The organism is Methylobacterium organophilum, from assembly GCF_022533465.1.
GTDB classification, from domain to species: Bacteria; Pseudomonadota; Alphaproteobacteria; order Rhizobiales; family Beijerinckiaceae; genus Methylobacterium; species Methylobacterium organophilum.
Genome location: NZ_CP092848.1, coordinates 4672993 through 4695100, shown reverse-complemented (window position 1 = coordinate 4695100; position 22108 = coordinate 4672993). Strand labels below are relative to the sequence as shown.

Here is a 22108-nt window from a genome sequence, read left to right as displayed (position 1 = left end):
CGACGGCCGGACGCGCGGCATGGCCGTTAGACTTCAAAGCGCATGCACAAGAGATGATGTTTTGCTCGATTCTGCAGATCATCGGATCTCGAGTGCAAATCCAGTGTGATCGTCACTGCAGGTCCGGCGTCGGGTCGTTGAGGAGTGGGCAGGATGCGAGCGTCGCGGCGCGATTTCGTCAAGCTCGGCATGGCCGGCGGCATCGCGATCACGCTGTCCCGTCTCGCCCGCGCCCAGGCGGCCCCCGGACCGCAGCCCTTCCTGGCCCATGAGACGCTGCCTCAGGCGAGCCCCTTCGGCCCGGCCGCCGGCCGCATCGACGGCGTCGCGAAGGTCACGGGCGAGAAGCTCTACGCCTCGGATTTCCGCGCCTCGGACATGCCGGGCTGGCCGGCCCGGACGAGCCACGCCCTGCTCGTACGCGCCAACAACGCGACCCATGTCTACGAGGGGCTCGACCTGGCCCGCCTCGATCCGGCCGCCGCGCCCGACGTGGTGGTGACGGCGTCCGACCTCGCGCGCCTCGGCGTGACGGTGCCGGCCTTCTACGCCGGCGACCTGCTCTGCCCGGTCGGCGAGACGCCGCTCTATCTCGGGCAGCCGGTCGCGCTCCTCCTGTTCACGCAATTCGACGCCTACGACCGGGCGCGGCTCGCCTTCCGCGAGGGGGGCATGCTGAAATTCGGCCGGGAGACCGGCCCGCTGAAGCGGCCGAACTACGCCGCCTATCGCTTCACCCGCGTCGCCGGCGCGACGCCCGAGGCGCCCGATCTCTACGCGCCGATCCGGGAGGGCTGGATCAGCCCGGGCTTCACCGAGAGCTCCGGCCGGCCGATCTGGGCGGCGCTGCCGGTGGCCGAGGGCGGCGCCTACGCCCAGGGCGCCCGGCACGGCGAGGCGATCCGCGCGGAGCTGAAGGGGGCCGACCCGGCCGTGCTCACCCTGGAGCGCGCCTTCACCACGCAATCAGTCGACCCGATGTTCCTGGAGCCGGAGGCCGGGCTCGCCTGGTACGAGCCGTCGGGCAAGGTGCTCGACATCGTGCTCGGCGTGCAGTCGCCCTTCGAGGCCGCGGAATCGGTGGCGACGCTGCTCGGCACCGCGCAGGCGGACCGCCGACCCGTGCGGATCGACGCCAAGTTCGCCCATGTGGGCGGCGGCTTCGGCGGGCGCGACCACACACACGCCCTTCCCCCTCTACGTGGCGCTGGCGGCGATCTTCCTGCCCGGCCGGCCGGTGCGCCTCGCCCATGACCGGTTCCAGCAGTTCCAGGGCGGCGTGAAGCGTCACGCCTTCGCCATGCGCTCGCAGATCGGGGTCGACCGGGCGAGCGGATTGATCCGCGCCTTCGCGGCCGACCACGTGCTCGACGGGGGCGGCCTCGCCAATTACTCGGCCAGCGTCGCGACGGTTGGGGCCACCGGCGCGATCAGCATGTACGACGTGCCGAAGGTCGACGTGACCACGGTGGCCGAGCACAGCCGCGGCGTCACCGCCGGGTCCACGCGCGGCTACGGCACGCTGCAGACCATGACGGCGCTGGAGACGCTGATCGACGAGGTCGCGGCCGCCTTGCCCCTCGACCCGATCGAGCTGCGCCGGCGCAACGCTCTGCCGCCCGGCGGTCGCACCATGACGGGCAACCCCTTCTCGGTCTCGGTCCGCGCCCCGGAGATCCTCGACAAGCTCGAGGCCCATCCGATCTGGCGGGACCGCGCGCTCCATCAAAGGCAGGCGCGGCCGGGCGTGCTCGTCGGCACGGGCGTCGCCTGCGCGGCCAAGGATTACGGGACCGGGGCGGATTGCTCCCTGGGCGCGGTCAGCATCGATGCCGAAGGGCGCGTCGCGATCCACAGCGACGCCGTGGAGATGGGCAACGGGATCGGCACGGCGCTGGCCAACCGCGTCGCCGCCCATCTCGGCCGCCGTGCCGATGCGGTGACCGTGGCGCAGGTCGACGCCTTCGATGAGCTGGGCCTGCGCAGCTCGGGCGATCCCTACGCGATCAGCCAGGCCGAGCAGGATGCGGCGGCACGCGACCCGCGCTGGGTGCCGGCGATCTCCTCGCCGACCAGCGCCTCCATCGGGGCGCATGTAGGCACGCACGCAGCCGCCGAGGCCGCCCGCATCGTCTTCCGGTTCGGCCTGTGGCCGGCGGCCCTGGCACTGTGGGGCATTGCCCCCGGCGACCCGCGGACGCGCCAGTGGCAGGACGCCTACTGGCAGGGCGATGTGCTGATCCTCTCCGGCCTCTCGCCCCTGCCGCTCAAGACCATCGCCGCCAAAGCCCACCAGCAGGGCGGCGTCACCGGGGCGATGACCCACGCATTCTCCCGCTGGGCCTGGGCGGAGGCGACCTTCGGGCTTCCCGAAGAGGACTGGACCGCCGACATCGACGCCCTCGCGATCCGGCGGGGCGCGGGCGGCTTCGTGCGGATCGACCGCCGGGCGGTCGCCTTCCCGCCGACGGAGTACAACCGCATCGGCACGGCCTTCACCTCCATGTGCGGCACGGTGGTGCGGGTGGAGATCGATCGCGCCAGCGGCGCGCTCACCATCGCCAAGGCCTACAGCGTGCTCGAATGCGGCGCAGTGCTGGTGCCCCAGGTCGTGCTCGGCCAGGCGCAGGGCGGGTTCGCCATGGGGGTCGGCTACGCCCTGCTGGAGACCCTGCCGCCCTTCGAGGACGGGCCCGGCAACGGCCAGTGGAATCTCGGCCGCTACCTGGTGGCGCGCGGCTCCGACCTGCCCCTGCACGACCTCGAGATCGAGGTGCTGCCGCCGCTCTCGCCGCGCGAGCCGCCCAAGGGCATGGCGGAGGTGGTGATGATTCCGGTGGTGCCGGCGCTGCTCAACGCCATCCATGCGGCGACCGGCCACCGCTTCCAGTCGCTGCCGGTGACCCAGGCGATGATCAAGGGAGTTCTGGGGTGACGACGATCTCGCTCACGATCAACGGGCGCCCGCACGGCCCGGTCGCGATCCGCGACGACCTGACCATGAACGACTTCCTGCGCGAGGTGCTGGGCATGACCGGCACCAAGTTCGGCTGCGGGGCGGCGCAGTGCCTGAGCTGCGCGATCATCGTCGACGAGGCCGACGGCACCAGCGCGACGACGCCGACCTGCGTCGCGCCGGCCGTGTCGTTCGACGGGAAGACGATCCGCACCGTCGAGGGCCATGCCCGGGACGGCCGCCTGACGCCCCTGCAGGCGAGCTTCATTGAGCATTTCGCCTTCCAGTGCGGCTACTGCACCCCGGGCTTCCTCAACGAGGGCCAGGTTCTGCTGGAGCGCCTGGAGAAGGCGCCGATCGGCCGCGCCGACGTGGAGCGGGTGGTGGCCGAGGCGCTGGACGGGCATCTCTGCCGCTGCTCGGGCTACGTGAAGTATCATGAGGCGGTGCGCGCGGTGATCCTCGCCGATCCCGCCCGCTACCTCGCCTGAGGGACGTGCCGATGCGCATCGCTCTCCTCGCCGCCGCGTTCGGCCTCGCCGGCCTTCTCGCTGGCACGATGGCGAGCCGAGGCGGCCCCGTCGGGCCCGGCAACGGGCCGTCCTCCGCCCTGGCCAGCCCCGAAAGCTTCGCCGGGATCGCCGATTCCCGGGCGCGCTCGGCGGCCACCTTCACCGAGCTCGGCCGGGTGCTGACCCATCCGCGCTGCACCAACTGCCACCCGGCCGGGGACCGGCCGCGGCAGGGCGACGAGGCCCGGCCGCATCAGCCGCCGGTCTCCCGGGGCGCGGACGGCCACGGCCTCCCAGCCTTGCGCTGCGACCGCTGCCACGGGCCGGCGAACTTCGACCCGGCCGGCCTGCCCGACCATCCGGTCTGGCACCTCGCCCCGGCGGAGATGGCCTGGGAGGGCCGCAGCGTCGCGGCGATCTGCGCGCAGATCAAGGACCCGGCCCGCAACGGCGGCCGCTCGCTGCAGGATCTCGTCGCGCATATCGGCGACGACAGCCTCGTTGGCTGGGCCTGGGCACCAGGCCGCGGGCGCAGCCCGGCGCCTGGCAACCCAGAAGCAGGCCAAGGCGCTCGTCGAAGCCTGGATCGCCAGCGGCGCCGCCTGCCCCTGACACGCCGTCCGAGAACGGTGGGAGCGGGCGCGGCAATGCCGCCGGGCCCGCGGATGAGACGTGTCCGCCGCGACCGGGAGGCTTCGATGAGGAGGAAGACATGAGCCGCCTTGCCGCACTGCGCCGCCGCTGGTCCGCAGCGACGCTGTCGGGCGCCCTCGCGCTCGCAGCCGGCGCGGCCCAGGCGCAGCCGGAGATCCCGGCCTATATGGACGTCATCGTCGGCGCCCGGTGCCGACGCCGGCACAGGCCGCGCGGCAGGACGTGCTCGACTCGCTCACCCGCATCATCGCCGACCGCACCGTGGGCGAGACCTTCTTCGGCCGCCGATATCTGATGGATTACGAACTCATGGGGGCGACGCGCGCGACTCCATCGTCGCCGAGACCAAGGCCCGCGGCCTGCCCACCCATCGACCGCCCAAGGTGCCGTTCGGCTCCCACCAAGGGCCGACCCTGGTCACGACCGGCCCCGGCCCGGCCTCGCGCGCCGACCTGCCCTAGACCCAGGACGCCGCCGACTGTGGACGCGGATCGCCGGGGACGTTGTCCCCGGCGCGAGGGCCGGAAGCCCCCGACTCACTGCCGAGCGGTGCAGCGCTTCTTCCCGCTTCTTTCCACCTTGCGCGTCGCGAAGTTGAAGACCGACTTTTCCTCGATGGCGGCCGAGCCCGTGGTCTTCATGAACGACGCATAGTCTTTGCAGTTCTTCGCCGTGGGCTTCTCGTCGATCTCCCCCCAGAACGTGAGCCCGCGCTCCTCGATGCTGAACTCGTCGCTCATGCAGCCCTCCGTGGGCTGGCAGTTTCCCTTCACGGAATAGCCGGTCGCCAGCAGCTTCCGTCCTCCGGGAACCTCGTGAATCGCGAGGGCGCGGTCGGGCCCGGTGCCGTTGTCGAGGATCAGGAACGACCGGAACAGGGCGATGTAGTAATAGGCGTCGTCATCCGTCGCACCCAGGACCACGTCGGTACCGCGCGGGTCGACCTCGCAATCGGCCTTCAGCGCGGCCGTGGGCGGGCGGACCCGGAAGGTGGTGCCGACCGCGTCCTGCTTCTCCGTCGCGAGCACGGTCGCCACGTCGTTGCGATAGCAGTGCCATGCCACGGTGGAGGAGGGGGCCTGCATCGGACTAGGCTCGGCCCTGACTGCAGAAATCCCCAGCGCGACGAAGGCGCAGGAGAGGACCACAGAACGAAACGGCATCGTCGGCTCACTAGCGGAGGAATCGGAGGCCCACCCCACCACACTCGTCGGCCCCGGTCGATGGCGGCGGACGGCACCGGGGGATGCGTTCCGAGCTCAGGTGTTGAGGAGGCGGCTCAGCGTGTCCGCCAGCGTCAGGGTGAAGAGGATCGCCAGCCAGAACAGGCCGCAGGCGGCGGCGAGCCGGATCAGGGCGTCGGCGCGCCCGAGACGCATGAAGAGCACGGCGACGAGTCCCGCCTGCGTCGCGGCGATGCCGAACGGGACAGCCCCCGCCAGCGGCTCGGGGAGGAGGCGGGCCGCGAGAAGGCCGAGGGCCAGCAGCGCCAGGAGCAAGGCCCAGACGACGAGGCCGCGGCGTCCGATCGCCCGCGCGGAGAGGGAGCGGGGCGCGCTCATCCGGCCCGCCCCGCGAGGTAAAGGGCGGGGTAGAGGAAGATCCAGACCAGGTCGACGAAGCCCCAATACAGCGTCGCCACCTCGACTTGGGGATTTCCGACGAGGAAATCCGGCTCGCGCGCGCCCTTCCAGAGGAGCCGCGCGAGGAGCCCGAGACCGATCGAGAGATGGATCGCGTGGAGGACGGTCGAGAGCCAGTAGAAGCCGAAGAAGAGCTGCGCCGGCCCTTCCGGAAGCGCGAAACGCGCGCCCGGCACCAGATGCCTCTCGATGTCCTCGCGGTATTCGAGCCCCTTCACCACCAGGAAGGCGAGGCCCAGGGCGAGGGTGGCCGCGAGGCACCACAAGGTCATGCGGCGCAGGCGGCCATCCTCGGCGGCCTGCGCCGCCACTGCCGCTCCGAGGCCGCTCGTGAGGAGGAGGACGGTGTTGATCGTGCCGTAGACGAGGTTGGTCTCCCGCGCGGCCGCGAGGAAGGCTTGCGGGTGCTCCAGGCGCAGGGCCGTGTAGAGCAGGAACAGCGCCCCGAAGAACAGCACCTCGCTCGCGAGGAACACCCAGATCCCGAAGGTGGCGCCCGCGCGCTGGCGCGCGAGGGCCTGCGCCTCGGGCAGGGCGAGCTCGTCCCAGGGCTCGCGCAGGAGCTTGTCCGCCCCCGCGCTCACGTGAGCGACCCGTGCGCCGACATGCGGGGCTGGTCGCCGGTGGGTGTCGCGCCTTCCGGATGATAGTTGTAGGGCGACGACAGCACCTCCGGGCGCCCCAGGAAATTCCCGCGGGGCGGCGGCGAGGTGGTGCGCCATTCGAGCCCGGCGGCGTTCCAGGGGTCGTTGACCGCGCGCGTGCCGAAGAAGATCGACCAGGTCAGGTAGCCGAGCGGCATCAGGTAGGCGACGGCGAGCACCGCCGCGCCGGAGGACGAGAGCACGTTCCAGACCTGAAATTCCGGCGGATAGACGTGGTAGCGCCGCGGCATGCCGAGATAGCCGGCGATGAATTGCGGGAAGAAGGTCAGGTTGAAGCCGAAGAACATCAGGATCGCGGCGAAGCGCGCCCAGGCCTCCGGGTACATCCGCCCCGTCACCTTCGGCCACCAGAAATGCAGGCCCGCGAAATAGGCCGACACCGACGCGCCGACCATGATGTAGTGGAAATGCGCCACCACGAAGTAGGTGTCCTGCACGTGCACATCGATCGGCACGGAGGCCAGGAACAGTCCGGTCAGGCCGCCCACCGTGAACAGGCCGAGGAAGCCCAGGGCGTAGAGCATCGGCGATTCGAAGCCGATCTGGCCGCGGTAGAGCGTGGCGGTCCAGTTGAACACCTTGATGGCCGAGGGCACGGCTACGATGAAGGACAGGAACGAGAAGACCAGGGCGGCGAAGGGCGACATGCCCGAGGTGAACATGTGGTGGCCCCAGGTGAAGAAGCCGATCACCGCGATCGCCACCAGGGCGTAGACCATGAAGGAATAGCCGAAGATGCGCCGGCGGGCGTAGCAGGTGATCACCTCGGAGATCACGCCCATGGCCGGCAGGATCATGATGTAGACCGCCGGGTGCGAATAGAACCAGAACAGGTGCTGGAACAGGATCGGGTCGCCCCCTCTGGCCGGATCGAAGATCGGCAGGTCGAAGGTGCGCTCGGCGATGACGAGGGTCAGTGTCAGCGCCAGGACCGGGGTGGCGAGCACGAAGATGATGCTCGTCGTGTACATCGACCACACGAAGAGCGGCAGGCGGAACCAGGTCATGCCCGGCGACCGCAGGTAATGGACCGTGGCGATGAAGTTCACGCCCGTGGCGATGCTGGAGAAGCCCGACACGAACACGCCGAGCACGGCGAGCGCCACGAATGAGTTGGAGAACACCGTCGAGTAGGGGACGTAGAAGGTCCAGCCGGTGTCGATGCCGCCGGCCACCACCGCGGCGAGCGTCAGCAGGCCGCCACCCATGTTGAGGTACCAACTGATCAGGTTCAGCTTGGGAAAGGCGAGGTCCCGCGCGCCAATCATCAGCGGCAGCAGGAAATTGCCCATCGTCGTCGGGATCGACGGGATGAGGAAGAACCACACCATGACGATGCCGTGCAGCGAGAACAGCTTGTTGTAGGTGTCCGCGCCGACGAGATCGGCCTGCGGCGTGAACAGCTCCAGCCGCACCAGGGTGGCGGCCGCCCCGCCCACGAAGAAGAAGAACGTGATCGAGAGCGCGTAGAGAATGGCGATGCGCTTGTGGTCGGTGGTGAAGAGCCAGGAGCGCAGGGAATGCCCGTCCGCGAGGTAGCTGACCGGCAGGTGCAGATCGAGCTCGCGCGGATTGGCGAGCGTCGGGGCGTCGGTGGAGGCGCCGCTGCTCATCGGGTCGGACTCCTGTGGCGGGGATGTCGCGGCATGTCCCTCCCGCCTCTGTGGGGACGGATGGAGGGCAGGTGCTTCGGCATCGACCGCGCCTGGAACGACGAATTCGTCACGGCCGCGCTCCCGCATCGGCCGGCGCGCCCGGCAGCATGGCGGGGCTGCGCGGGGTCTGGTTGGCGGGGGCCTGGCCCGGCGCGCAGATGTTCTCCGCGGGCGAGAGGTTCAGCGCGCCGACCGGGTCGAACGTGTCGGTGCCGAGGCGGAGATAGGCGACGAGCGCCTGGATCTCCCCCTCGGTGAGCCGTCCCTCGAAGCTCGGCATGATCGCCTCGTAGCCGGCGACCACGTCGCGGCCCGGCTGCAGAATGGAATCGCGCAGATAGGTCTCGTCGACGGTGACCGTGCGCCCGTCCTCGAGGGACACCGACTGGCCCCAGATCCCGGCGAGCGAGGGCGCGTGCACCTTGGAGCCGGCATCGTGGCAGCCCGAGCAGCCGCGCTCGGTGAAGAGCCGCTCGCCCTTCTCGGCGAGCCCGTCCCGCTCCGGCTGGGTCGAGAGCCAGTGCGCGTAATCCTGCGGCTCCATCACGATCACGCGGCCGAGCATGCGGGAATGATCGGTGCCGCAGAATTCCGTGCAGAGCAGGTGATAGGTGCCGGTTTTGGTGGCCTGGAACCAGGCTTCCGTCTGCTGATAGGGCAGGGCGTCGCGCTTCAGGCGGAAGGCAGGCACGAAGAACGAGTGGATCACGTCCTGCGAGGTCAGGACAAGGCGCACCGGGGCGCCGACGGGCAGGTGCAGCTCGTTGATCTCGCGGGCGCCGCTCGGCCCTTGCGTCTTCCACATCCACTGTTTGCCGACGACGTGGATCTCGATGGCGTCCTTGGGGGCCGAATAGGCGCCGATCTCGACCGAGGCGGCCCACCAGAAGATGAAGACGAAGACGAACAGCGTCGCGGCGGTCCAGCCGATCTCGAACTCGCGGGAGACGATGATCGGCAATTCGCCGCGCTTGGCCGGCGAGCCGCGCCGGAAACGGATCGCGAAGGTGACGACGAGCCCGACGACGAGGAGCACGATCGCGAGGGAGATCAGGGTCAGCCCCGCGAAGATCGCGTCCACCTTGGCCGCCTGGAGGGAGGCGGCCTCGGGCCGCAGGAAGGAGGGGATCAGGGCGATCACGGCGTCCCTCCCGCTCCGGACGGCCTGGCCGGCCCGTCGCCGGGGGAGGGCATCGGGCGCGCGCCGCCGCCGCGGCTGCCGAGCGGGGGCACCCGCTCGGGCTGGAGGGGCGCGGCGTAGGCCGCCTGGCCCCGGCCGGCGAGCTGCCGCATGGCGTCCTCGATCGGCATGCGGGCGATGCCCTTCTCGCGGTCCACCCAGGCATAGCCGGCGAGCTGCCCGCGTTGTTCCTTCAGCAGGGCGGCGAGGTCGGCCTCGGGGTTCTGCTGCAGCCGCGGCGCCGGGAAGGTCTTGGGCGCCTCGACGAGCGGGCCGGGGACCTGGAAGCGGTAATAGAAGCGGATCCCGGTGAGCGTCGCCGCGGTGAAGACGACGATGAACAGGCCCGTCAGCAGGACCGGCCGCAGGGCGATGCCGGGGGGCTCGGTGCCGGGCCGGGCGTGGCCGACGACCTCGTTATGGACGCCCCTGTGGAGCTGTCCCGGTGCGCTCTCAGGCATGGCCGAGCCTCCGCCCGCACCGGCCGAGACGCCGCCGGGATAGGTGCGCGACGAGCGCCAGGACGGCCAGGAAGGGCAGGGCGAGGAGCGCCGCCGGGCCGGCCCCCGCACCGTAGGCGGGCAGGACGTACCAGGCGAGATGCAGGGCGACGCCGAGGAGGACGACGAGCCCCACCGCCCGCAGCAGGGCCGGGCTCCGGCGCACGGCGGAGAAGAGCAGCATCGCGAAGGGCAGCACGCCGCCGACGAGCAGCGTCGCGATCAGGATCCCGCCCCAGGGACTCTCGCCGCGTTTCAGATACCACGCCGCCTTGGGGGGCAGGTCGCCGTACCAGGCGACGATGAAGGACATCAGCTCCAGGTAGAGGACGCCGAGCAGGCTCGCGAGCATCAGGCCGGCGAGGTCCGAGGCGCCGCGGGCATCGAGCCCGGCCGGGCTGACCAGGGCGGCGAAGGCGAGGGCGGCGAGGATCTGGTGCAGTGCGACGCCCGCCGCGAAAGCCGAGGAATTGAAGCCCGGCTCCACGGAGAGGATCCAGTCGACGGCGACGAGGCTGATCGTCAGCCCGTAGAAGCTCAGGCCCAGGCCGGCGACGAGCTTGCCGCAGCGGCCCGCCCAGCACGCCCAGGCCAGCAGCGACCACCCGACGAGGGTCACCGCCGCGCGCAACAGGAACAGCGTCGGGTCGAGGTAGAGCTGCAAAACGTCGGGCTTGGCGCCTGCGCCCGCGGCCCAGGGATAGGTGGCGGGGAGCCCGAGCGCGATGCCGAGGAAGGCCAGCGCCACGAGCGGCACCAGGGCGGTGGCCGGCCGCAGTACCGGCGCCAGCGTCTCGCCCCAGCGCCCCCCGGTGAGGGCGTGGATCATGAGGAGCACGAGGCTGCCGACCGGGACCGCGCTCCAGGCGATCCAGGCGACGAGCCAGCCGCGGGCGAGGGCCTCCGTCACGGCAGTTTCTCCCGCAAGCCCGGCACCTCGGCGACGCGGGCGCCCTGGGAGAGTTGCAGCGCGCGGATATAGGCGGCGATGGCCCAGCGGTCCCGCGGCTCGACCCGGGCGGCGTAGGAATACATCACGCCGTAGCCCCGGGTGATCACGTCGACGACGTAGCGGGCGGGCGCCGCCCGCAGGCGGTCCTCGTGATAGGAGGGGGGCGCCGGAAAGCCCCGCTGCACGACCATGCCGTCGCCGTGCCCGGTCAGCCCGTGGCAGGGGGTGCAGAAGGCCTCGTAGCGCTGCCGGCCGCGTGCCAGCAGGGCGGCATCGACCGGCGGCGGCTCCTTCAAGGCGGCCTCGCGGTCGAGCGCCCCGACCTCCACCGTGCCCTCGGGTGGGCGCCGCGCCTCGGCCCCGTCCGGGAAAAGCGGGGCCTTGCCGTAGACCTCGTAGCGGCTCTGCGTCTGCATGGACTGGTCCCCGCAGGCGGCCAGGAGGAGGAACGGCAGGACCAGGGGCGGGAGAGCGCGGAGACGCCTCATGGCGGCATCTCCGAGACCAGCGTCGCGCCGGCCTGCTCCAGGCGCTGCCGCAGGGGGGCAGCCTCGCCCCGGGGCGCCACCAGGAGCAGGAAGCGGTCCTGGCTCGCCCGCTCGAATTGCGGCAGGGCGAAGAGCGGATGATGCAGCCGGGGCAGGCCGCAGGTCCACAGCATCGCCACGAACCCCGCGAAGGCCGCGGCCAGCACGCCGACCTCGAAGGGCACGAGCAGGAAGACCGGCCAGGAATGGAGGGGCCTCCCGCCCGAATTGAGCGGATAGGCGATCACCGAGGAATACCATTGTAGGGCGTACATCGCCGCCGCCGCGCCGAAGCCGGCGATGGCCATGACCGGCCGCACGGGGTTGCGCGGGGGCGCGAAGGCCTCGGTCAATGCGGGCACGGGGAAGGGCGTGAAGGCATCGAGCGCCCGATGGCCGTCCGCGCGGGCGACCCGCAGGGCCTGCACCAACGCCTCGGGCGTCTCGAACACGGCGAGCAGGGGGCGGCTCATGCGGCGGCTCCCTCGTCATGGGCGACCTGCCGGATCTCGTGCATCGAGACGATCGGGAAGATCCGCGCCAGGACCAGGAAGCCGAAGACGAACAGGCCGAGGGGCGCGATCAGGATCGCCACGTCGTAGAGGCTGACATGGTAGGTCCGCCACAGGCTTTCGGCATAGCCGCGGGAGAGCGTGTTCCAGACGATCAGGATGCGCTCGAGCCACATCCCGAGATTGATCACGACCGCGATGATCGCGAGCGACCAGAGATTGAGGCGGACACGGGCGAACCAGAGCGCCTGCGGCACGAGGCAGTTGCAGAACAGCAGGCTGTAATAGAGCCAGCGGTAGTCGCCGGTGAAGAAATAGGCGACGACCCTGCGGTCGGCATGCTCGCCGCCATACCAGGCCATGAACCACTCCGTGGCGTAGGAGAGAGTCATGACGATGCTGGCGAACAGCATCACCTTGGCCATGGCGTCGAAATGGGCCGGGGTGATCACCGCCTGCAGGCTCAGGCCCCAGCGGATGGCGATGGCCAGCACCACCACCATGGCGAAGCCCGAATACATCGCGCCGACCACGAAATAGGGCGGGAAGATCGATTCCTGCCAGCCCGGCATCAGGCTCGCGGCGAAATCGAGCCCGACGATGGAATGCACCGAGCAGACCAGCGGCACGGCGAGCGCCGCCATGGTCTTGTGGAAGCTCTCGTAGACCGCCCAGTGCCGGGCCGAGCCGCGCCAGCCCAGCGCCAGGGTCCCGTAGATCACCTGACCCGCCCGGCTCCGCGCCCGGTCGCGCATCGTGGCGAGGTCGGGCAGTGTCCGCCGTCAGCGGCCGTGAGACAGAGTGAGGCCCTTCACGAACGGAGGATGACTGGTTCATCGTAGCCCCCAAGGAGCGAAGATGAAGCAGACATCCGGGCCGGCACGGAAGCCGGCAGAGGCGGTGATCAAGGACATCCGCCGCGCCACCCGCCGCCAGTTCTCGGCCGAGGAGAAGATCCGCATCGTGCTGGAGGGCCTGCGCGGCGAGGACAGCATCGCAGAGCTGTGCCGACGCGAAGGCATTGCCACCTCGATGTACTACGGCTGGTCCAAGGAGTTCCTGGAAGCGGGCAAGAAGCGGCTGGCCGGCGACACGGCCCGCGCCGCCACCTCGGACGAGGTCAAGGACCTGCGCCGTGAGGCTCGTGCCCTCAAGGAGGTCGTGGCCGATCTCACCCTGGAAAACCGCCTGCTCAAAAAAAGTATGAGCGGAGCTGGGGAAGACGAGGCATGAGGTACTCGGCTTCTGAGAAGCTGGAGATCATCCGGCTGGTCGAGCAGTCCTCTCTGCCGGTGCGCGCCACCCTGGAGAAACTCGGCATCCCGCGCGCCACATTCTACCGCTGGTACGACGCCTACCAGCAAGGGGGACCCGAGGCCCTGGCCGACCGACCCTCTCGGCCCAGCCGGGTCTGGAACCGCCTGCCCACGGCGATCCGCGAGCAGATCGTCGCCCTCGCGCTCGAGCAGCCGGAGCTCAGCCCACGCGAGCTGGCCGTGCGCTTCACCGACGAGCAGCGCTCCTTCGTCTCGGAAGCCACGGTCTACCGCCTGCTCAAGGCGCACGACCTGATCACCAGCCCAGCCTACATCGTTGTCAAGGCAGCCGACGAGTTCCGTGACAAGACCACGGCCTCCAACCAGCTCTGGCAGACCGACTTCACCTACCTGAAGGTGGTCGGCTGGGGCTGGTACTATCTGTCGACGGTGCTCGACGACTTCTCCCGCTTCATCGTGGCCTGGAAGCTGTGCGCCACGATGCAGGCCAGCGACGTCACTGCCACGCTCGACCTGGCGCTCAGCGCCGCCGGGCTCGATCAGGTGCAGGTGGTGCACCGGCCGCGGCTGCTGACCGACAACGGATCGAGCTACGTCGCGGGTGACCTGGCCGACTGGCTCGGCAGCCGCGGCATGACCCACATCCGCGGTGCTCCCCGCCATCCCCAAACTCAGGGCAAGATCGAGCGCTGGCACCAGACGCTGAAGAACCGCATCCTGCTCGAACACGCCTATCTGCCCGGCGAGTTGGAGGCGCGGGTCGGGGCGTTCGTGGAGCACTACAACCACGTCCGAGCTCATGAGAGCCTGAACAATCTCACGCCGGCCGACGTCTACTTCGGCCGGGGCGAGGCCATCCTGCGCGAGCGGGAGCGGATCAAGCGCCAGACTCTCACCGACCGCCGCTTGCGCCACCACGCGCAGGCTGCCTAACTTCTCAACCCAGGTGGACCAGTGCCTCCGTTCCTGAGGCCCGCAGCCTGTCTCAAATCATCTGACGACGGACAAATTACCAATCCTTTGCACAGCCATGCGGCCGTGAGAAAAACGTCATCCAGGATGCCGACCGTCGCCACCGACAGGATCCGGCACGGCCCCGTCGATCGCCGGAGGGTGAGGGCGCGACGCACCTGGCCGGCGCTCTGATCAGAGCCCTTCCGGCGTCGGTTCGCTGCGACTGAAGCTCGGCGCCATCCCCCGACCTGCGCTGTGACGACGCGCCATGATGGACCAGCCCCTCGCCGGCGGCAAGCGCTCTGGTTGCATTAGAAGGATTCTACTCTACCAAACGAAGAGTTGGCAGGATGCGGCACACGTCGAGTCAGGCCCTAATCGCGCCTTGACCGATGCGATCGGGCCTCGACAATCCGGAAATTCACGTGCTTTGGCCGCGATATCGCAGAAACAGAATTTTATATTTTAAATATTCTTTGATTGCCCTTTTTGAGACTTTGCCTTTCTTTCTTCGAAATCGAGCCGACACAAGAGAATCTATAAATATTCATGAAACATTTAATAATCATATATTTTATTCGTAAATCAAGAAAAAATGAAGCACATGAAATAGAAACATACTTTCAGCAAATCGCCATGAAGGTCTTCATTCCATCCTTCATCGGAAATCCCGCGAGCGGACCCGCAGGGCAGGGGTCGCGCCCTCTGCCGCATCCGGATCGCGCGCGCCGAAATGGCGCAACCAAAGCGTGAAATCGGAAAGTCTTCCGGCCCGACCATGAAGTCGTGCAGGATGACGAAGCCGTGCTCCGTGGGGAAGGTCGTCTCCAGGATGTTGCTGCAGCTCAGGTATTGCCGCACCGTCTCGAAGCGCTCGGCCGGGCGGATCGTGAAGAAGTCCCCGCGCCGCCGGTCGAGCAGGCGCGAGAAGGCCGGATCGGCATCGAAGCGCTCCAGGCAGGCCCAGTCGATCGACCCGTCCCGGGCGACCAGGGCGCAGCCCTCGCAATTGCTCAGAGAGCATAGGCCTCGATCGGCGGGTAGGGGCGCTCGGTCTCGGAACGGGGCATGGGACTCCTTCCGGGCGCCGTGGTTCGGGTGGGACGGGAGGCGAAGGCGGGGCGCTCAGGCGGCGAGGCGGAAGGCGGGTTCGAGCAGGCCGCGCACGCCGATCTCCACCAGAAGCGTGCGCCCGTGCTCCGGATCGGCGGCACGAGCGGCCGCGTCCATGCCCTCGTAGGCGCTCGTCACCAGCAGACGGTCGAGATCCGCCCCGGCGAAGGTCGGGCAGGTCGGCTGCCGGACCGGGACGGGGAGGCTGCGCACCCGGTTCCCCGCGGGGCTGTAGGCGTCGAGGCAGCCGGCGCCGAAGCGGGCGGTCCAGATCAACCCCTCCGCATCCACGGCAGCCCCGTCGATGCCGCCTTCGCCGCCGCGATGGTCGTAATGCGTCTCGGGCGCGGCAACGGGCAGGCCGGTGGCGGGGTCGAGGGCGACGCGGTGAAGGACGCCCTCATCCGTGTCCACGAAATAGCCGGTGGCGCCGTCCGGCGCGAAGGCGATGCCGTTGGGGATGGTGAGGTTCGCGTAGAGCCGCGTCACCCGGGTGCCGGCGACGTGATAGAGCGCGCCGCGGCCAGGCTCCGCCCCACGCCCCATGGTGCCGATCCAGAGGGCGCCGCAGGGATGGACGCGCCCGTCATTGGAGCGGGTCGCGGACTCCTCCGCCTCCAGGGGGCAGTAGAGGCTCAGGCGCCCATCCGCGAGGCTGCGCAGGTAGAGCCCGTCCGCCGCCGCGAGCAGCTGGCGCCCGGAATCGATTGCGGCGACGCCGCTCGCGGTGATCGGCAACTTATGGACCCGGGCCGGGCCGCCGCCCTCCCGCAGAGAGATCTCGAACAGGCGGTCCTCGAGGATGTCGACCCACCAGGCCGTGCCGGTCTCCGGATCGTAGCTCGGCCCTTCGCCGAGATGACAGCGGGGCGCCTCAAGGATACGGGCCGAGGTGATCTGCGTCAAAACAAGACTTCCCTGGCAGCAAAACCCGTCGACGCCCGATGACCGTCAAAGTTCCCAAGTCCCGGGCCTGTCGGGTGAGGTTCTGCACCACGCATATCGTCGGTTCTTCATCCCGATATTCTGATCAATCATCCCCGCCAGCGGCATCGCGGCCGGCTGCGGCTCAAGGCACAGCGTCCGCCGGCAAGGGCTTCATCAAGAGCGTCACCTTGCGTTCAGCAGTCCTGTGGCCTTTCCTCGGCAGGCTGTTCAAGCGTGGCCGGTTCTTTGCATCGACTTTCGCGGATGAAAGCCGGTCAAGCTTGGTTCTGGTCTTATTCTTGCCCCTTCTCCCGGCGAGAAGGACGCCTCTCATCCACGGACGATTCGCGGGACGACGGCGCCGCCGTCGGCGGTTCGTCGCATCCTGCGCAAGGGGATCCATGCCGAAGCTCATCGCCCAGCTCGCCCTCTCCGCCGGTCTCGCGGCGGCCGCGGCTGTCCCCGCAACGGCGGGGGAGGGGACCTATGACGGCACCTGGTCGGTGGAGCTCGTGACCGAGAGCGGCCTGTGCGACGCCCGCTACAGCTATTCCCTCACCGTGCAGGACGGGCAGGTGCGTCCGGTCTCCCGGGCCGCCAGCAGCGGCGCCACGGTGACGGGCCGGGTCGGCGCCGATGGCAGCGTCGGCCTCAACGTCGCGACCGCGGCGGCCAGCGGCAGCGCCTCGGGCCGCCTCCAGGCGCGCTCGGGCGCCGGCACCTGGCGGGTCTCCGCTCTGTGCTCGGGCCATTGGACGGCGCGGCGCAACACCCTGCGGACCGCCCAGGCCGAATAAGAGCGAGCGGGCGCGAGGCCCGCTCCTTCGGGCTCACGCCGTGGCGAGCCAGCTCCGCGCTTCCTCGATGCGGGCGCGGTCGAAAACCTTGATCTCGGCGGGGGAGAGCCGGCCGAAGCTCTCGGCGAGGATGCGCAGCCAGGACGCGTCCGTGACCAGGGCGACGTGGCTGATCCCCTTCATCAGCGCCAGGCCGAAGCGCACGTCCTTGAAGAAGGCGGCGGGCTCCATGCCCTCGAAGGCGCGCACATCCTCCAGGAGCCGCAGCTTCCCGCCGGCATCGAGATCGGCCTTCATCTTGGCGATGGCCGCGTTCATCTCCTCGTCGGTGATTTTCCCGTCGACCACGATCTCGGCGACATTGGAATCGGGCTTTTTGTCGTAGCTCAGCAAGGTGCGCGCTCCTCGACTCGCGGGGCGACGCGCCCCCAAGCGGATCCGCGCAGGACTATAGGAAACTTTGCGGGTCCACGTCGATCGCGACCTTCACGTTTCCGCGCGGTTTGGGCGCCCGGGCGAGCCAGTCCCGCAGATAGCTCTGGATGTCGATGCCCCGCTCGGTCTTGACAAGCAGGCGGAAGCGGTAACGCCCACGCACCAGGGCGAGGGGCGCCTCGGCAGGCCCCAGCACCATCACCCCCTCCGGCGGATCGGCGGCGCGGGCCAGGGCCTGGCCATGTGCCTCCGCCGCCTCGCGCTCGTTGGCCGAGACGATCAGCGCCGCCAAGCGCCCGAAGGGCGGCAGCCCCGCCGCCTCGCGGGCGGCGATCTCCTCCTCGTAGAAGCGCTCGGCATCCCCCGAGAGCAGGGCGGCGATGACCGGGTGGTTCGGCTGATAGGTCTGGACCAGGGCGCGCCCCGGCCGCTCGCCGCGCCCGGCCCGGCCGGTGACCTGCTGCAGGAGCTGGAAGGTTCGCTCCGCCGCCCGGGGATCGCCGGTGGCGAGCCCGATATCGGCGTCGAGCACGCCGACCAGCGTCAGATGCGGGAAGTTGTGGCCCTTGGCGACGAGTTGCGTGCCGACCACGATGTCGCATTCGCCCGCCGCCACCGCCTCCAGTTCCTGGCGCAACCGCTCGGCACCGCCGGGAAAGTCGCTGGAGAGCACGATGACCCGCTGGTCCGGGAACAGCTCGCTCACCTCCTCGGCGATGCGCTCGACCCCCGGACCGCAGGGGGTCAAGTGGTCGAAGGCGCCGCATTCGACGCAGGCCTCCGGCTTGCGCTCGGCATAGCCGCAATGGTGGCAGACCAGCGCCCGGCGGAAGCGGTGCTCCACCAGCCAGGTCGAGCAGTTGCGGCACTGGTAGCGGTGGCCGCAGGCCCGGCACAGGGTGAGGGGAGCATAGCCGCGCCGGTTGAGGAAGAGGAGCGCCTGCTCGCCGGCGGCCAGCGTGGTCTTCACCGCGTTGACGAGGGGCGGGGACAGGAAGCGCCCGCGCTCCGGCTTGTCGAGGCGCAGGTCGATGGCGGTGATGTCGGGCAGGCGCCGGCCGCCGAAGCGCTCGGGCAGGACGATGCGGCGGTAGCGGCCGCGCTCCGCGTTCACCCGGCTCTCGATGGAGGGGGTGGCGGAGGCGAGCACCACCGGGCAGCCCTCGATCTTGCCCCGCACCACGGCCATGTCCCGGGCGTGGTAATGGACGCCGTCCTCCTGCTTGTAGGCGGTCTCGTGCTCCTCATCGACCACGATGAGGCCGAGCGTCGCGAAGGGCAGGAACAGGGCCGAGCGGGCGCCGACCACCACCGCGATCTCGCCCGCCGCCACGCCCGCGCGGATGCGCTCGCGCCTTTTGCCGCCGATGCCGGAATGCCAGGTCGCCGGCCGCACGCCGAAGCGGGCCGCGAAGCGGTCGAGGAACTGCGCGGTCAGCGCGATCTCCGGCATCAGCACCAGGGCCTGGCGCCCGCGGCGCACGCATTCGGCCACCGCCTCGAAATAGACCTCCGTCTTGCCCGAGCCGGTGACGCCTTCGAGGAGAAGGGTCGCGGCATCGGAGGACGCCATCCCCTCCGCGGGGGCGGACGCCGGCAGCGCGGGGGGCAGCGGGGACAGATGCGCGCCCAGCTCGGCGGCCGCCTCGGCCTGGGCCTCGGAGAGAGGGACCCGGGGATGATCCGGATCCGGGGGCAGGGCGACGGGCTCCGGGGCGAGGGCCACCGTCTCCAGGGCGCCGTCGTCGATCAGCCCGTCGACGACGCTCAGGGAGACGCCGGCCTCCTTGGCGAGCACGCTCTTGCCCCGCACGCGGCCGTCGGCGGCCACCGCCATCACCTTGCTCCGGGCGGCGGTGGCCCGGGCAGGGGGTTGGCCGGAGGCCCGCACGCCGACGCGGACGGTCTCGCGCATCGCGGCTTCGTCGGGCAGGCGCAGGGCCATGGCCAGGGCCGAGCCCTTCGGCGCCAGGGTGTAGCGCGCGAGCCAGTCGACGAGCGTCCTCAGGGAGGCGGAGAGCGGCGGCACGTCGAGGCGGCCGGTCACCGGGCGCAGGTTGCCGCCCGAGGCCCGCTCCTCGATTCCCCAGACCACGCCGATGGTCTCGCGCGGCCCGAGGGGCACCTGCACGACGTCGCCCTCGGCGAGGGTCAGCCCCGCCGGCACCGCGTAGCTATAGGCGGTGTCGAGGGCGAGGGGGATCAGGATCTCGGCGGTCTGCGGCATCGGCTCAGGGAAACGGACCGTTTTGTTCTATATATGTCCCGCGGAGGCCGAACGCGACCACCGATCGCGACCTTGGTCCGGGCCTGGGCAGCGGATCGGAATCAAACCACGCCCAGGAACACCGCCAGCGACCGCGTCACCGCGAGCATGGTCGCGTCGTCGAGCCGGCCGAAGACGGGCCCGAGCCTGTCACGCCTCACCGACATCGCCGGGTATCGCGACCGTGACGAGGTCGCCCCGCCTCACGCCTCATCCTCGGCGTCGAGATCGGAGGGCGGCATCCATGAACCCGCCGAGTTCGGGATCGGCCGCATCGGCCGCCGCGACGACCCCGGATTGGCGTCGGCATTCCTGCGCGAAGCCGGGGGCGCGCGTGTCCGGAACCCAGATCTGCACCGGCCGCAATCCGGCGGCTCGAAGGGCCTCCCGGCGCGTGCGGACGCGCTCGCCGACGGATGACGGCATGTCTGTCCTCCCTCACGCTGCGTTACATGCAACAAAGCCGAGGAGAGATCTGAAGGGGCGACGGGCGTCAAGGCAGCCACGGGAGCCGGGCTTGGCCGGGCCGGGAAGCCCCGTGGCCGCCTCGGAGAGACAAGGCCAGAGGCACGGCCGCGAGGCTGAGGGCGCTCATGGCGAGGAAGGCCTGGGCGCCGAAGGCGGCGTAGAGCCGGCCGGCGGCGAGCGTCACCAGGGCCGAGGCGAGGCCCAGACCCAGGGTGCCATAAACGGCGAGCGCCGTGGCCCGCAACGTCGCCGGCACGCCAGCTTCGATCAGGGCGAGGCAAGCGAGGTGGAGCGCGGCGAAGGTCAGCCCGTGCAGGAGCTGGATCGCGGCGAGGACCGGCAGGGCGGCGGTCTCCGCCTGGACCGCCCAGCGTAGGGCACCGGCCAGCGCCGCGAGCGCCAGGACGCGCGGGGGCCCGAGCCGGCCGAGCAGCCACGGCCCGAGCCACAGGAAGACCGCCACCTCCGCCGCCACCGATTCCGCCCAGAGCAGGCCCGCCGCCCCGGCGGCGATGCCCTGCTCCGCCCACACGATCACCGCGAAGGCATCGTGCAGGGCATGCGCGCCGATCACCAGGGCGGCCGCGAGCACGGTGCGGCGGAACCGGGGAAGCGCGAGCAACGCCCGGACGCCGTCCTTCGCGGGCCTGGATTCCGGTCGGGAGGCCTGCACCACGGGCAGGCGCAGGGCGGCCAGGGCGGCGAGCAGGAAGAGGGCACCGCTGGCGACCAGGGCCGCTTCGTGGCCGTGTCCCTCCACAAGCCGGCCGGCCCCGGCGCTCGCCAGGATGAAGGCCGCCGAGCCCGCGGCCCGCACCCAGCCATATTCGAAGGCACGCCCGCCTGCGGCGGCGGGCAGGGCCAGGGCATCGGCCAGGGGCGCGACCGGAGCCGTCGCGACCGCCTGCAGCAGGGCGAGGGCGAGGAGCAGCCCGAATCCGTGCCCCGCGAGGAAGCCGAAGCCGAAACTCCCCGACAGCACCAGGGCGAGGGCGAGCAGCGGCCGCGCGGCGCCCCTGCGATCGGCAATCCGCCCGGCGAGCGGGCCGGCCACGAGACGCACCAGCATCGCCGCCGCGAGCAGGTCCGCGATGGACGCGGGCGACAGGCCGCGCGCCCGAAGGAAGGCCGGCAGGAAGGGCGAGAGGGCGCCATAGGCCCCATAGAGCGCGGCGAACAGGAGCAGGAAGCCCGGCAGCCCCCTGCCGGTCCGTCCGCCGATGCGCCTGCCCTCCGCCAAGGATCCTCCAGAGGCCATGTGCTCGGGCGCACGGCGCCGCTCCCTCCGATGCGGAGACTGCGCGCGGTTGCAGCCGAAGGAAAGCCGGGCCGGGACGCGCCATGTGGAGCCAGACCCCAGCGCGGGAGGGCGTCGTCCTGCTCCATGGCATCGCGCGGCGCGCGGCCTCCATGGCGCCGATGGCGCGCCGGCTGCGGGCGGCCGGCTACGCGACCCTCAACCTCGGCTATCCAGCCCGGCACGCCGCGCTCGAGGACCTCGTGGAGCCTGTCGCTCCCCAGGTCGCGGCCTTCGCCGCGCCCCTCGACCGCCTCCATTTCGTGACTCATTCCATGGGCGGCCTGCTCGCGCGCGCCCTGATCACCCGCCACCGCCCGCCGCGCCTCGGACGCGTGGTCATGCTGGGCCCGCCCAACGGCGGCAGCGAGGTCGCGGACGCGCTCCATCGGCTCGCGCTCTATCGCCGCATGTTCGGCCCGGCTGGGGCACAGCTGACGACGCGGCGCAGCGCAGCTCTGGAGCGGCTCCTCGGACCGGTCGATTATCCCCTGGGCGTCATCGCCGGCGACCGAAGTTCCGACCCGGTCGCCTCCCGGCTGTTCCTCGAAGGGCCGAATGACGGCCGGGTCACGGTGGCGCGGACCCGCCTGGCGGGCATGGCCGATCACCTCACCCTGCACACCACGCACGCGACCATGATGTGGAACCGCCGCGTCATGGCGGAAACCCTCCACTTCCTGTGCGAGGGCCGCTTCACGTCCGAGACGCCGCTGACATCCCGGGCGATTTGCGCGACGAAAGCGGCTGCCTCCACAGCGAAACTGTTCTAAGTAGCGCCGTGCTTGTGAGGAGCCCGGTGCGGATTTCCGGTCGCG

General features: G+C 70.5%; 18 protein-coding genes and 5 pseudogenes. 6 read left to right on the top strand and 17 right to left on the bottom strand.

Annotated elements, in window-relative coordinates; translation table 11 throughout:
* Positions 1-153: 153 nt before the first annotated feature.
* The 3 genes and pseudogenes from MMB17_RS22180 (at position 154) to MMB17_RS22170 (ending at position 4080) form a co-directional block, all read left to right on the top strand.
* Positions 154-2935: pseudogene (locus MMB17_RS22180) on the top strand (xanthine dehydrogenase family protein molybdopterin-binding subunit).
* Entirely contained in the window at positions 2932-3447 is a 516-nt protein-coding gene (locus MMB17_RS22175) for a (2Fe-2S)-binding protein (RefSeq protein WP_241100299.1), read from the top strand. The pseudogene MMB17_RS22180 and the gene MMB17_RS22175 overlap by 4 nt, the downstream one beginning before the upstream one ends.
* A gap of 68 nt (positions 3448-3515) precedes the next feature.
* Positions 3516-4080: pseudogene (locus tag MMB17_RS22170) on the top strand (Isoquinoline 1-oxidoreductase subunit).
* Positions 4081-4658: 578 nt separating this feature from the next.
* Here the strand turns inward: MMB17_RS22170 and MMB17_RS22165 are convergent.
* From MMB17_RS22165 to MMB17_RS22120, 10 genes and pseudogenes are all read right to left on the bottom strand, one after another.
* Positions 4659-5285, bottom strand: a complete 627-nt coding sequence (locus MMB17_RS22165) for a hypothetical protein (protein ID WP_241100298.1) — start codon at positions 5283-5285, stop codon at positions 4659-4661.
* A gap of 96 nt (positions 5286-5381) precedes the next feature.
* Positions 5382-5684: a cytochrome C oxidase subunit IV family protein gene (locus MMB17_RS22160; protein ID WP_238310533.1), complete on the bottom strand. Its 303-nt coding sequence runs from the start codon at positions 5682-5684 to the stop codon at positions 5382-5384.
* Positions 5681-6349: a cytochrome c oxidase subunit 3 gene (locus tag MMB17_RS22155; RefSeq protein WP_241100297.1), complete on the bottom strand. Its 669-nt coding sequence runs from the start codon at positions 6347-6349 to the stop codon at positions 5681-5683. The genes MMB17_RS22160 and MMB17_RS22155 overlap by 4 nt, the downstream gene beginning before the upstream one ends.
* Positions 6346-8043, bottom strand: a complete 1698-nt coding sequence (gene ctaD / locus MMB17_RS22150; protein ID WP_241100296.1) for a cytochrome c oxidase subunit I — start codon at positions 8041-8043, stop codon at positions 6346-6348. Before ctaD ends, MMB17_RS22155 begins: the two co-directional genes overlap by 4 nt.
* A 109-nt stretch (positions 8044-8152) precedes the next feature.
* A complete protein-coding gene (gene coxB / locus MMB17_RS22145; RefSeq protein ID WP_241100295.1) occupies positions 8153-9226 on the bottom strand; it encodes a cytochrome c oxidase subunit II in 1074 nt (357 codons plus the stop codon).
* On the bottom strand, positions 9223-9726 hold the full coding sequence (locus MMB17_RS22140; RefSeq protein ID WP_241100294.1) for a hypothetical protein: 504 nt from the start codon (positions 9724-9726) through the stop codon (positions 9223-9225). The genes coxB and MMB17_RS22140 overlap by 4 nt, the downstream gene beginning before the upstream one ends.
* Positions 9719-10675: a hypothetical protein gene (locus MMB17_RS22135; RefSeq protein WP_238310538.1), complete on the bottom strand. Its 957-nt coding sequence runs from the start codon at positions 10673-10675 to the stop codon at positions 9719-9721. The genes MMB17_RS22140 and MMB17_RS22135 overlap by 8 nt, the downstream gene beginning before the upstream one ends.
* Complete coding sequence (locus tag MMB17_RS22130; RefSeq protein WP_238310539.1) at positions 10672-11205, bottom strand: c-type cytochrome; 534 nt, start codon at positions 11203-11205, stop codon at positions 10672-10674. Before MMB17_RS22130 ends, MMB17_RS22135 begins: the two co-directional genes overlap by 4 nt.
* Positions 11202-11717 (bottom strand): DUF3341 domain-containing protein, encoded by a 516-nt coding sequence (locus tag MMB17_RS22125; protein ID WP_238310540.1) that lies wholly within the window; start codon positions 11715-11717, stop codon positions 11202-11204. Before MMB17_RS22125 ends, MMB17_RS22130 begins: the two co-directional genes overlap by 4 nt.
* A pseudogene (locus MMB17_RS22120) lies at positions 11714-12529 on the bottom strand (NrfD/PsrC family molybdoenzyme membrane anchor subunit); the annotation flags it as partial. The gene MMB17_RS22125 and the pseudogene MMB17_RS22120, both read right to left, overlap by 4 nt.
* Before the next feature lie 85 nt (positions 12530-12614).
* Between MMB17_RS22120 and MMB17_RS22115 the strand changes: the two are divergent.
* Positions 12615-13966 (top strand): IS3 family transposase gene (locus MMB17_RS22115; RefSeq protein WP_085987083.1). Its coding sequence is split into 2 segments (ribosomal slippage): positions 12615-12951 and positions 12951-13966, totalling 1353 coding nucleotides; the frame shifts between segments, so codons are not numbered across the junction.
* 786 nt (positions 13967-14752) lie between these two features.
* Here MMB17_RS22115 and MMB17_RS22110 read toward each other — a convergent pair.
* A pseudogene (locus MMB17_RS22110) lies at positions 14753-15057 on the bottom strand (trehalase-like domain-containing protein); the annotation flags it as partial.
* Between the two features lie 55 nt (positions 15058-15112).
* Positions 15113-16006, bottom strand: coding sequence for an SMP-30/gluconolactonase/LRE family protein (locus tag MMB17_RS22105; RefSeq protein WP_238310549.1), 894 nt, complete (start codon positions 16004-16006; stop codon positions 15113-15115).
* Between the two features lie 422 nt (positions 16007-16428).
* On the opposite strand from MMB17_RS22105, the gene MMB17_RS22100 reads away from it, so the two are divergent.
* Positions 16429-16824, top strand: a complete 396-nt coding sequence (locus tag MMB17_RS22100) for a hypothetical protein (RefSeq protein WP_241100293.1) — start codon at positions 16429-16431, stop codon at positions 16822-16824.
* Between the two features lie 33 nt (positions 16825-16857).
* Here MMB17_RS22100 and MMB17_RS22095 read toward each other — a convergent pair whose 3' ends face one another.
* From MMB17_RS22095 to MMB17_RS22075, 5 genes and pseudogenes are all read right to left on the bottom strand, one after another.
* Positions 16858-17217 carry a SpoIIAA family protein gene (locus tag MMB17_RS22095; protein ID WP_238310551.1) on the bottom strand — a complete coding sequence of 120 codons (360 nt, stop codon included), beginning with the start codon at positions 17215-17217 and terminating at the stop codon, positions 16858-16860.
* Positions 17218-17272: 55 nt separating this feature from the next.
* On the bottom strand, positions 17273-19486 hold the full coding sequence (locus MMB17_RS22090; RefSeq protein ID WP_241100292.1) for a primosomal protein N': 2214 nt from the start codon (positions 19484-19486) through the stop codon (positions 17273-17275).
* Between the two features lie 101 nt (positions 19487-19587).
* A pseudogene (locus MMB17_RS22085) lies at positions 19588-19695 on the bottom strand (type II toxin-antitoxin system PemK/MazF family toxin); the annotation flags it as partial.
* A 40-nt stretch (positions 19696-19735) separates the two neighbouring features.
* Positions 19736-19951 carry an antitoxin MazE family protein gene (locus tag MMB17_RS22080; protein WP_241100291.1) on the bottom strand — a complete coding sequence of 72 codons (216 nt, stop codon included), beginning with the start codon at positions 19949-19951 and terminating at the stop codon, positions 19736-19738.
* 67 nt (positions 19952-20018) lie between these two features.
* Positions 20019-21251 (bottom strand): MFS transporter, encoded by a 1233-nt coding sequence (locus MMB17_RS22075; protein ID WP_241100290.1) that lies wholly within the window; start codon positions 21249-21251, stop codon positions 20019-20021.
* An 83-nt stretch (positions 21252-21334) separates the two neighbouring features.
* Between MMB17_RS22075 and MMB17_RS22070 the strand changes: the two genes are divergently transcribed.
* Positions 21335-22063 (top strand): esterase/lipase family protein, encoded by a 729-nt coding sequence (locus tag MMB17_RS22070; RefSeq protein ID WP_241100289.1) that lies wholly within the window; start codon positions 21335-21337, stop codon positions 22061-22063.
* Positions 22064-22108 lie beyond the last annotated feature (45 nt).